Below are 12056 nucleotides of genomic sequence, written 5' to 3' on the forward strand. Positions count from 1 at the left end.
ATGCGAGACGCGGAACTCGAGAAGAACGGCGCTCAGTGCCCGGTGCCGCACGGCAGACCGGCCGGTACCCATTTGGACGCCGGCATGATGACCAATCAAGACTGGTGGCCGAACATGCTGAACCTGCATGTTCTGCACCCGAATCATCCGGGCGGCGACCCGATGGGCGCCGACTACGAGTACGCCGACGACTTTGCGAAGCTCGACGTCAACGCGCTCAAGGCCGACATGATGGCGGCGATGACGAACTCGCAGGAGTGGTGGCCGGCCGACTACGGCCACTACGGCCCGTTCTTCATCCGCATGGCCTGGCACGCGGCCGGCACGTATCGCACGTTCGACGGACGCGGCGGCGCGGGCCGCGGTCAGCAGCGTTTCGCGCCGCTCAACAGTTGGCCGGACAACGCGAACCTCGACAAGGCGCGCCGCCTGCTGTGGCCCATCAAGCAGAAATACGGCAGCAAGATCTCGTGGGCCGACCTCATCGTCTTCGCGGGGCATTGCGCGCTCGAGTCGATGGGACTCAAACCGTACGGCTTCGCCTTCGGCCGACCCGACGTGTTCGAGCCGGAAGAGGACGTCAATTGGGGGGCCGAGCGCGAATGGCTGGGCGACAAGCGCTATAGCGGCGATCGTGACCTCGCGCGCCCGTTCGGCGCGGTACAGATGGGCCTCATCTACGTGAACCCGGAAGGCCCCGACGGGAACGGCGACCCGGCCGGTTCGGCGCGCGACATCCGCGAGACGTTCGCGCGCATGGCGATGGACGACGAAGAGACGGTCGCCCTGATCGCCGGCGGCCACACGTTCGGGAAGGTGCACGGCGCCGCGCCGCCCGACCAGTACGTCGGCCCCGAGCCCGAAGGCGCGCCGATCGAAGCGCAGGGCCTGGGCTGGGCCAACCGCTACAAGTCCGGCAACGGCGACGCGACGATCACCAGCGGCCTCGAGGGCGCGTGGACGGCGAGCCCCATCACGTGGGACAACAGCTTCTTCCAGAACCTGTTCAGCTATGAGTGGGAGCTGACCGCGAGCCCGGCCGGTGCCAAGCAGTGGAAGCCCAAGAACAACGGCGGCGTCGGCACCGTCCCCGACGCGCACGACGGTTCCAAGAAGCACGCGCCGATGATGCTCACCAGCGACTTGGCGCTGCGCACCGATCCGTCGTACGAGAAGATCTCGCGCCGCTTCTACGAGAACCCACAGGAGTTCGCCGACGCCTTCGCGCGCGCGTGGTACAAGCTCACGCATCGCGACATGGGACCGCGCGCGCGTTACCTCGGCCCGCTCGTTCCCACGGAAGATCTGATCTGGCAAGATCCGATTCCCAAAGGCACCCCGCTCTCCGACGCGGACGTTGGGGCGCTCAAGGAGAAGGTCCTCGCGTCGGGCCTGAGCGTGAGTGACTTGGTGTCCGCGGCGTGGGCGTCGGCCTCGACGTTCCGCGGCTCCGACATGCGCGGCGGCGCGAACGGCGCGCGCGTGCGTCTGGAGCCGCAAAAGAACTGGGAGGTCAACCAGCCCGCCCAACTGGCCAAGACGCTGAGCGCGCTCGAGCAGATCCAGAAAGACGCCGGCAAGCAGGTTTCGCTCGCCGACCTCATCGTGCTGGGCGGCAACGCGGCGGTCGAGAAGGCGGCGAAGGACGCCGGCGTCACGGTGAGCGTGCCGTTCACGTCCGGCCGCGGCGACGCTTCGCAAGCGCAGACCGACGTCGCGTCGTTCGGCGTGCTCGAGCCGTACGCCGACGGTTTCCGGAACTACCTCAAAGCGGCGCCGCTCAACGTGACCGCCGAGGAGCTGCTGGTGGACAAAGCGCAGCAGCTGACGCTGACCGCACCGGAGATGACGGTGCTCGTCGGTGGGTTGCGCGTGCTCGGCGCGAACACCGCCGGCTCGAAGGACGGCGTCTTCACGGCGACGCCGGGCAAGCTGACCAACGACTTCTTCGTCAACCTGCTCGACATGGGCACGACCTGGACCAAGACCTCGGAGGCCGCCGAACGCTTCGAAGGCAAAGACCGCAAGACTGGTCAGCTGAGGTGGACGGGCACGCGCGTCGATCTGATCTTCGGCTCGAACTCGCAGCTGCGCGCGATCGCCGAAGTCTACGGCGCTTCCGATGCGAAGGAGAAGTTCGTCCGCGACTTCGCCGCGGCGTGGGCGAAAGTCATGAACGCCGATCGCTTCGACGTCCGCTGACCGGCGAGCGACCGCATACGCAGAAGCCTCCGGCTGCGCCGGGGGCTTCTTTGCGCTCATCGACCACTCGAGGTGACGGTTCACGACCCGTCTATGCTATAGTTGCCGGGCTCGGCGTTTCTTTTGCGCCGGCAGATCGGCCCTGGCATGACGCATGCCGCAAGCCTGCCGGCGACGACGGGCAACCTTTTCTTGGACTCGCTCTCGCTCGCGACGCGCGAGACGCTCACGCCGACGCTGGTTCGCTCCTCGCTCCGTCAAGGGCAGATTCTGGCCCAAGCCGGGACACTCATCGAGGAGATCCACTTTCCGATTCGCAGCCTGATCTCGACCGTCGCACGGCTCAAGGACGGCGGCGGCATCGAGGTGGGCCTGGCCGGCCACGAGGGGATGAGCGCACTCTCCATCGCTTACGGCAGCCGCATGAGCCCGCACGTCACCGTGGTGCAGATCGAGGATTCGGCGTATTGCATGAGCGCGCAGCTCTTCATCGATCGCATGCGGGTGGACCGCGACTTGCGCGAGCGCGCGTTCGCGTACGCCGAGTACTCCTTCAACGCCGCCACCCAGTTCGTTGCGTGCAACAGCCTGCACCCGATCGAAGAGCGCTTCGCGCGCTGGATCCTGATGGCGACCGACCGCGTCGTGAGCGACGAGCTGGGGCTGACCCACGAGTACTCGGCGCAGATGCTCGGCGTGCGGCGCGCGAGCGTCACGGTTGCGGCCGGCTTGCTCGGGAAGGCCGGCCTGATCGCCTTTCGCCGTGGACACATTCTCGTGCTCGACCGGCCCGCGCTCGAGGCGGCCGCGTGCGAATGCTACGCCGTCGTGAACGCCGAGCTGCGCCGGCTGATGGGATACGACATCCGTGGCCGGGGTCGCTGAACTGAATCGTTACCGGCAAACGCCCCCGGAGCGGGTGAGGGCCCGAGAAGCAGGGTACGGAATCGTACCGAAGTCGAGGCGCTGCCGTTCCTGCCTCCCCTCGAGTGCGGACACCCAATGGCGCGGCTGGGACAGGCATGGCTGATCGGCGGGACCTTCCCGAACCGGATCGCAGCGCTTCGCAGTGGGAGTGGGTGCTCGACATTTCCGACCCGACGACGACGACGCCGGCGCGCGTCGCGGTGCGCGAGTACTTGCGCCATCACGCCGGCAACGAGTCCGACCTCTCCTCGGCGGAGCTGATCGTCGGCGAGCTCCTGAGCAACGTCGCGCGGCACGCACCGGGGCGCGCGCTGCTCTCGATGGACTGGCGCGGCCGGCGCCCGATCCTGTACGTCCTTGACGAGGGCAGCGGCTTTCGTGCCGCGCCGGCGACGACGCTCGACACCCCGACCGCCGAGAGCGGTCGGGGTCTGGCCCTGGTGAAGGCGTTGGCCGTGAAGATGGCGTTCGGCAACCACGTCCGTGGGGGGGCCTACGTCAGCGTGGTCTTACCGGTGTGCCGGTCCTCGGACGCTGCGTGACCGGCGGGGCGACGGCTCTGGAGCAAGGGAGGCTGCGCTTGGCCTGAGCGCTTCGCGGGTACCAAGGCCGAAGCGAGATGACCGACCACCGCAGCGACGCGCCGACGCGAGCTTCCGAGGCCACGCGCTCCTTTTTGCAGTCAGAAGGGGAGATGGCGGCGCACATCGCGCGGTTCACCTGGGCTGACCACCCGCTCGGCCCGCTCGAAGCCTGGCCTCCCAGTCTGAAGACCGCCGTCAGCCTCATCTTGAACTCGCGTCACCCGATGTGGATCGGCTGGGGGCGCGAGATGTCGTTCCTCTACAACGACGCGTACCTGCACGTGCTCGGGCTTGCCAAGCACCCGTGGGCGCTGGGACGGCCGGCCGAGGAGGTGTGGGCCGAGATCTGGGACGTCTGCGGACCGCTGGCCGACAAGGTCTTCCGTCACGGCGAGGCCAGCTTCGTCGATGACGTGCGCCTGTTGATGAACCGCGGCGACTTCCTCGAAGAGACGTTCTACTCGTTTTCCTACAGCCCGATTCGCGACGAGTCCGGGGCGGTCGCCGGTCTGTTCTGTCCCTCGAACGACGTGACGGCGAAAGTGGTTGGTGCCCGCCGCTCGCGGACGCTTTCGGAGCTGGTCGCAAACGTCCTGACGCAGAAGTCGACGAGCGCGGCGTGCGCGTCGGCGGCCGCGACCTTGGCCAAGAACGGCGACGATGCCCCGTTCGCGCTGCTGTACCTCGTCGAGGGAGAGCGCTGCACCTTGGAACAGGTCGTCGGCGCGGCGGAACACGGCGAGGTCCTGGCCGGCCGTTCGTTCTTCCTCGACGGCACGGCGTCGGACGCCGTCGGGCGTGCGATCGACGGCGTCATCCGAACGGGGCGCGCGGAGACGGTGTCGCTGCGCGACGTCGACGTCGACGTGCTCGGCGAAGCCGGGCAACCCATCGTCGACGCGGTCGTCCTTCCCATGGCCGGGCGGGCGGAGGCGCGGCCGCTCGGCGCGCTGGTCGCGGCGGTCAATCCGACGCGACCGCTCGACGAAGAGTATCGCGCCTTCTTCGACCTCGTCGCGTCGAACATCGGCACCGCGATTCAAAACGCGCGCGCGGCCGAAGAAGAGAAGCAGCACATCGACATGCTGGCGGAGATGGATCGCGCCAAGACGGCCTTCTTCTCGAACGTCAGCCACGAGTTCCGCACGCCGCTCACGCTGATGCTCGGACCGCTGGCGGACCTGGCGCGAACGGAAGACGACCGTCAGCGGTCGCTCGCGCAGACGGCTCGGCGGAACGCCTTGCGTCTCCTCAAGCTCGTGAACACGCTGCTCGAGTTCTCGCGTCTTGAAGCCGGACGGAACGACGCCGCGTTCGCACCGACGGATCTGGCCGCGTTCACCCGTGACGTGGCCAGCAGCTTCCGCTCGGCCATCGAGAGCGCCGGCCTGCGCTTCACCGTCGAAGCCGAGCTCGACGAGCCGGTCTTCGTCGACGGCTCGATGTGGGAACGCATTCTGCTCAACCTGCTCTCGAACGCGCTGAAGTTCACCTTCGAGGGCGGCATCGCGGTCTCGCTCCGGCGGTCGGGAACCATGGCCGAACTTCGGGTCAGCGATACCGGCGTGGGTATCGCCCCGACCGAGCTGCCGCAGCTGTTCGAGCGTTTTCATCGCGTCCGCGGAACGCGGTCGCGCACCCACGAGGGAACGGGTATCGGCCTCGCCTTGGTCCACGACTTGGCGACGCTGCACGGCGGCAGCGTCGACGCCGAGAGCACCCTCGGAGCGGGGACGACGTTTCGGGTGTGCATTCCGCTGGGCAGCGCCCACCTGGACGCCGCCCAGATCGTCTCGCGCGACGCGACGTATGCCAGCGCGGTCGAGCAATACTTGGCCGACGTCGAGGCCACCGTGGTGCGGTCGAGTACGACCGAGCCGGCCGCGACGACGACGGTCGGACGCGACGCGGCTCGCGTGCTGCTCGCCGACGACAACGCCGATCTACGGGAGTACGTGGGCAGCATCTTGTCCGGGCGGTACGCCGTCACCGCGGTCAAGAACGGGCGCGAGGCGCTGGCTTCGGCGCGCAGCGAACCCTTCGACCTCATCGTCAGCGACGTCATGATGCCGGAGATGGACGGGTTCGAGCTCCTGGCGGCCGTGCGCGCGGACGAGCGGCTCGCGGCCACGCCGTTCATCTTGCTGTCGGCCCGCGCCGGCGAAGAAGCCGCGCTCGAGGGTCTGCTGGAAGGCGCGGACGATTACATCGTCAAGCCGTTCTCGGCCGAGGAGCTGCTCGCGCGCGTGTACGCGCAGATCAACGCGGCGTCGCTCCGCGCGCAGGCGACGCGCGACCTGCGGGCGAGCGAAGAGCGCTTTCGCACGCTCGCCTCGTCGCTGCCGTACATCGTCTTCGAGAGCGACGCGGACGGGGAGCTGCTCTTCGTAAGCGACGAGTACACGGCCTACACGGGCTTGCCGGCCGAGTCGGCGCTGGAACTGGGCTGGACCAGCGTCATCCATCCCGACGATGCGGAGCGATGGGACCGCAATTGGCGCACCGCGCTGGGCTCCGGCCGGCAATTCGGTGACCAGTTCCGGCTTCGGCGGCACGACGGCGCCTATCGCTGGTTCACCGCGCGCGCGTTGCCGCACCCGGGCGTGCAGGGCGCGCGCGCCCGCTGGATCGGCACGATCGCGGACGTCCACGATCAGCACCAGGCCGCGCGCGAGCGCGACTTTCTCTTGCGCGCGTCGGAGATATTGGCCCAGCCGCTCGATCTCGACGCCACGCTGAACGCGGTCGCGTCGTTCACGATCCCGGCCATCGCCGACTGGTGCCAGATCGATCTGCGCACCGACGACGACCGCATCAAGACGGTGGCGATGGCGCACGGCGACGCGCGCAAGGACCGTATCGCCCAAGAGTTCGTCGGGCGCATCCATCTCAATCCGCACAGCGAGCACGGCCCGACGCACGCGGTGCGGACCGGCACCTCGCAGCTGTCTGGCCTCGTAACGCCGGAGATCGTCGCGCACGTCGCCGGCGACGCGGCCGAGGTGCGCGCGTACCTCGAGCTCGGGGTGCATTCGGCCGTCGTCGTGCCGCTGCGCACCGAGGGAGAGACGCTCGGCGCCCTGTCCGTCGTCTACACGTCCCCGACCCGCCGTTACACGGAAGACGACCTCCCGATGCTCGAGGAACTCGGCCGCCGCGCCGGCCTGGCGATCCACCGAGCGCGGCTCTTCGAGCGCGAGCATCGCGCGGCCGAGTCGTTCCAGCAAGCGTCGCTCCCGGCGCTGCTGCCGAGCACGCCGGGCCTGGAGCTGGACGCATTCTACGCGCCGGGCCGCGAGGAAGCGCAGGTCGGCGGCGATTGGTACGACGCGCTGCGCTTGATCGACGGCCGCGTCGTCATCTCCATCGGTGACGTCGCCGGAAGCGGCCTGCAGGCCGCCGTCACCATGGGCAACATGCGGCAGATCATCCGCGGCATCGCGCAGGTGCACGCCGACCCCGCGTTGATGCTCGACGCCGCCGATCGCGCGCTGCGGCTCGAGCACCCGGACAAGTTCGTGACGGCGTTCGTCGGCGTCTTCGACCCGATCAACAGCACCTTGACGTACGCGTCGGCCGGCCAGCCGCCGCCGTTCCTGCGGCGTCCCGACGGGCGGATCGACACGCTCGCGGGAACCGGCTTGCCGCTGGGCCTGCGATCGAACTCGACGCATTCGGGGAGCACGACGATCGATCTCCCCGCCGGCTCGTGCCTGCTGCTCTACACGGACGGCCTGACCGAATCCGATCGCGCGCCGCTGAGCGGCGAACAGCGGATGCGGGAGGTCTTCGCCACGGTCACAGCCGAGCCGAACGCCCGGCCCGCCGAGCACATCGTCGAGCGTATGATGAACGGGGCCGCCGCGCGCGACGACGTCGCCGTTCTGGTGCTGAGCGTGCGCGCGACGCCCGACCGCGACAGCCGCGGGCGCGAGGCGCTGCAGCGCTGGACGCTGCAGACGCACGACGCGCGCTCGGTGACCGCCGCGCGCCGAGCGTTCGCCGATGCGTTCGCCGACCGCGGCGCCGCGCGCGACGACGTCGCGATCGCGGAGGTCGTCTTCGGTGAGCTGGTCAGCAACACGGTGCGGTACGCGGCCGGCGAGGTCGACGTCATCGTCGACTGGAGCGGGCCCGATCCGGTGTTGCACGTGATCGATCGCGGGCCCGGCTTCCGGCACATCGCCATCCTCCCGCCCGATCTGCTCAGCGAGTCGGGACGCGGTTTGTTCATCGTGTCGGCGTTGACCCAGGACTTCCGCGTCTCCAAAGGCCCGCGTGGGGGAAGTCACGCGTGCGCGGTGCTTCGCATGCAAGGCCGTCAGCTCGTCGATCTTCCCGCCGACACCTATTCGAGCGCACTCGTCCACGGCTTCGGGGAGCGGATCGGCCTGATCGCCGAGTGAGCGTGGTCCGCGGTCAGCGAAGCGCGATCGCGCGCCGCAGCATCGCCCATTCTTCGAGGGTACGGATCGAGAAGACGGGCCGGCTGCCGGCGGCGTGCAGCGGTCCGTCGACCGGCTCGCCTTCGGCGATCGCGTCGTTGCGCTCCGCGTCGAGCGCGAAGCCGGCGAAGCCGAGCCGAGCGACGATGCCCATCCGCACGGGCGGCATGTGCTGGCCGATCGGGCCCGTGAACGAGAGCGCGTCGGCACCGTTCAGGGTTGCGAACAGCTCGCCGATGCATTGCGCCATGCGGTAGTAGTAGAGATCGAGCGCGAATGCCGCGCGAGCGTTCCCCCTCGCCGCGGCGTCGATCAGGATGCGCGTGTCGAGCGAGAGGCCGCTGATACCGGCCAGCCCCGAACGATGGCTGACGTCGTCCTCCAACCGCGCCGCGTCGTAGCCGTTGCGCAGAAGGTGGAAGAGCACGCCGGGGTCGACGGCGCCGGCGCGCGTCCCCATCATCGCACCGTCGAGCGGCGTCATGCCCATCGTCGTCTCGACGATCCGCCGGCCGTCGAACGCGATCGCGGACGCCCCGCTGCCCAGGTGCACGGCGACGATCTTCGCGTCGGCACGACCGAGCAGCGCGAGCACCCGTTCGATCACATCGCGGTGACTGATGCCGTGGAACCCGATGCGCCGGATGCCGAAACGCGCGCGCCATTCCGGGGGGCCGGTGACGGTCTGGGCGAGCTCGGGCGCATCCGGTCCCAGCGCATCGTCGAAGACCGCGATCTGCGGGACCCCCGGAAAGCGCTGCCGTGCGTACGCGATCCCGTCGAGTGCCGGGCGGTTGTGCGCGGGCGCGAGCGGGACGGCGGCCCGGATCGCGTCGAGCACGCTCGCGTCGATGCGTGCCTGGAGCGGGCGGGCGGGATCGAGGCCGCCGTGAACGACGCGATGCGCGACCAGCGCGACCGGCACGTCGGGCAGAGTCGCGAACAGTTGGTCGAGCGGCGCGTCGTTCTCCTCGATCTCGCCGCTCCACAGCGGTGTCGGCGGCTCGAGCGGCAGCACGTCCCCGGCCGGCAGCGCGTAGAGGATCGCGCGATTGCTTCCGCCGCCGGCGTTGAACGCCAGCGCGTTCATCGCCGCCAAGTCCAGTCCCGTACCTCCGGCAGGTCGATCCCGTGCTCGCGAATGTAGGCCACGTGCGCTTCGAGCCGCTCGTCGCAGAAGCGGAGCAGCGCCGTCGCGGCGTTGTCCTCGCGGCCGAGCCGGCGAATCGCGTCGCTCGCCAGGTGGAAGCGGCTCATCTCGTTGAGCACGGTCATGTCGAACGGCGTCGTGGTCGTGCCTTCTTCTTCGTAGCCGTGTACGTGGAAGCGATCGGGATCGATGCGGCCGTGCAAGAGCTCGTGGACGACGCTCGGATAGCCGTGATAGGCCATGATCACCGGGACGCCGGCCGGAAACAGCGCGCTGAACTCCGCTTCGCTGAGCGTGCCCGGGGCGGTGTGGTCGAGCACCAGTAAATCCACGACGTTGACGACCGCCACGCGGATGCCCGGCACGTGCTCGCGCAGCAGCATCGCGGCGGCCAGCGTCTCGACGGTCGGGACGTCCCCCGCGGCGGCGAGCACGACGTCCGGCGCGTCGTCGCTGGCCCACGCCCACGACAGCGCGCCGCTCTCCAGCTGTTCGCGCGCTTGCGCGATGGTCAGCCACTGCGGCGCCGGATGCTTGCCGGCGACGATCACGTTGATCTTGTTGCGCGATTCGAGCGCGCGCTGTGCGCAGGCCAGCAGCACGTTCGCATCACAGGCGTGATAGATGCGTACGGTCGTCCGCTTGGCGTCGAGCAGCGAGCCGATGAAGCCCGGCCCTTGATGTGAATAGCCGTCTTGGTCCTGGCGCCACACGTGCGAGCTGAGAACGTAGTTGAGCGACGGGACGTCCGGACGCCAGGCGATCTCGTGCGCCATCTTGAGCCACTTGCCGTGCAGGCTCGCCATCGAGGTCGCGATGCGCACGAAGGCCTCGTAGCTCACGAAGAGCCCGTGCCGCCCGGTCAGGACGTAGGCTTCGAGCCAACCTTCGCAACAGGTCTCGCTGAGGATCTCGATCACGCGTCCGTGCGGCGCGAGATTCGTATCGGTCGCCACCCGCGGCAGCATCCACGCGCGCGGCGTCGCCTCGTAGACCGCATCCATCCGGTTCGACGCGAACTCGTCCGGACAGAAGAAACGCAGGTTCGCGCCGGCGGCGTTGGGCGCGACGGCGTCGCGCATCCATGTCCCGAGCGCGCGCATCGGCTCGCTCTGCGCCGCACCGGGTGCGGGCACGTCCACGGCGTGCGCTTCGAGCGCGGGCAAGGTGAGGGCGCGCACGGGAAACGTGCGCAGGTATTCGTCGGCGATGCGGGTCCCGGCGCGCGGCGCGAGGGCGATCGTCTCCCTGTTCGGCGCGCCGGACGCGTCGAACAGCTCCTCGGGTTTGTAGGACCGCAGCCACGCTTCCAACGCCGCGAGCTGAACCGGATCGTCGACGGGATGCTCGAGCGGTATCTGGTGCGAATGCTCGGTGCCCTCGATCTGCACGCCCTCGACGCGGTCGGGACCGGTCCACCCCTTGGGCGAGCGCAGCGCGATGAGCGGCCACACCGGCAACGCATCCTCGCCGCCGCGTGCCCGCCGCTGAATGGCCGCGATCTCGTCCATGGCCTGGTCGAACGCGCGCGCGAGCCGTTCGTGCGCGGAAGACTCGTCCTCGACCGTGACGACCGTTACGTGCCAACCGAGGCCTGCGAAATGTTCGCGTAGCTCGTCGTCGCTCGCGCGCGCATACAGCGTCGGACCGCCCAGCTTGTAGCCGTTGAGGTGCAGCACCGGGAGCACCGCTCCCGATTCGGCCGGGTGCAAGAATTTCGGCGATTGCCACGCGGCGGCGAGCGGCCCCGTCTCGGCTTCGCCGTCGCCGACGATGCAGACCGCGACGCGGTCGGGGACGTCGAACACCGCACCGAACGCGTGGATGAGGGCGTACCCGAGCTCGCCGCCCTCGTGCATCATCCCCGGAACCTTGGGCGTGAGATGGCTGGCCAGTCCGCGCGGCCACGAGAAATCGCGCACGAGATGCGCGAGACCGTCGCCGTCGCGCGCGTAGCGTGCATCGGTCTCGCCGAGTGAGCCGTCCAGGAACGTGTTGGCGAGAATCGCCGGCGCGCCGTGCGCGGGTCCCACGACGAGCAAGATCTTCGCGCCGCGATCCCGGATGAGCCGGTTGACCTGCGCGGAAACGAGCGCCAGTCCCGGCTGCGTCCCCCAATGGCCCAGGAGCCGCGGCTTGACGTGCTCCGGACGCAACGGCGTGCGCAAGAGCGCGTTGTCGCGCAGGTAGAGCTGGGCGGCGCCGAGGTAGAGGGTGGCGCGGAACCAGCGGTCTACGTCGACGAGGGAGAAATCGCGAACGGCGGCGGTCGACACGTTCCCATCCTTCTCGACGAACCTTATCTTGCCGTTATGGCGGCCCGAGCTCATTTTGCCCGGACCGCATGCCGTGAAACTCGGCTTTCGCCACCGACACGGAGTCCTCGCCGGTGCAGGGAGAGCGCGCCTCCCTCGGTCCGGAGCGAAATGTTCGATGTGGGCAGACGGCGCGGGGCTTCGGGCAGTACCAGCCGGAACGCCCCGACCGGTTCAGCCGAGGCGCAAGCGATAGTGTGAGATAGGTTCCCATCGGTCGCACCAAGTCCGTGATGAACGCATGTATTTGGTCGGGATTGACCCAATCGAAGGCGCCGGTTTCATCCTCGATGTAACCGTCCACCGACGCGTTGGTGATGTAGACGACCTTCGACATACGAGAGAACCTACGGTACGCTTTCACCATTTGTCAACGTCGGGAATTTCCGCTACGATAGCGCGGTGGACTCCGAACGGGCGCGTCGGTCCGTGG

Annotated in this window: 6 protein-coding genes; 4 read left to right on the forward strand and 2 right to left on the reverse strand. The window is 68.9% G+C overall.

What is annotated here, in order from left to right:
* The 4 genes from katG to VMD91_13530 all read left to right on the forward strand — a co-directional run bounded on the left by katG (nucleotide 1) and on the right by VMD91_13530 (nucleotide 8119).
* A complete protein-coding gene (gene katG, locus VMD91_13515; protein HTW85081.1) occupies nucleotides 1–2202 on the forward strand; it encodes a catalase/peroxidase HPI in 2202 nt (733 codons plus the stop codon).
* Between the two features lie 147 nt (nucleotides 2203–2349).
* A complete protein-coding gene (locus VMD91_13520; GenBank protein ID HTW85082.1) occupies nucleotides 2350–3087 on the forward strand; it encodes a Crp/Fnr family transcriptional regulator in 738 nt (245 codons plus the stop codon).
* Nucleotides 3088–3224: 137 nt separating this feature from the next.
* Nucleotides 3225–3671 (forward strand): ATP-binding protein, encoded by a 447-nt coding sequence (locus VMD91_13525; protein ID HTW85083.1) that lies wholly within the window; start codon nucleotides 3225–3227, stop codon nucleotides 3669–3671.
* A gap of 152 nt (nucleotides 3672–3823) precedes the next feature.
* Nucleotides 3824–8119: a SpoIIE family protein phosphatase gene (locus tag VMD91_13530; GenBank protein ID HTW85084.1), complete on the forward strand. Its 4296-nt coding sequence runs from the start codon at nucleotides 3824–3826 to the stop codon at nucleotides 8117–8119.
* A gap of 13 nt (nucleotides 8120–8132) precedes the next feature.
* Here the strand turns inward: VMD91_13530 and VMD91_13535 are convergent, their stop codons facing one another.
* Together VMD91_13535 and VMD91_13540 are read right to left on the reverse strand one after the other, a co-directional pair.
* Nucleotides 8133–9248 (reverse strand): propionate/acetate kinase, encoded by a 1116-nt coding sequence (locus VMD91_13535; GenBank protein HTW85085.1) that lies wholly within the window; start codon nucleotides 9246–9248, stop codon nucleotides 8133–8135.
* Nucleotides 9245–11584, reverse strand: coding sequence for a phosphoketolase family protein (locus VMD91_13540; protein ID HTW85086.1), 2340 nt, complete (start codon nucleotides 11582–11584; stop codon nucleotides 9245–9247). The genes VMD91_13535 and VMD91_13540 overlap by 4 nt, the downstream gene beginning before the upstream one ends.
* Nucleotides 11585–12056 lie beyond the last annotated feature (472 nt).

The sequence above is a fragment of the Candidatus Sulfotelmatobacter sp. genome (assembly GCA_035504415.1).
Taxonomy (GTDB): domain Bacteria; phylum Vulcanimicrobiota; class Vulcanimicrobiia; order Vulcanimicrobiales; family Vulcanimicrobiaceae; genus Vulcanimicrobium.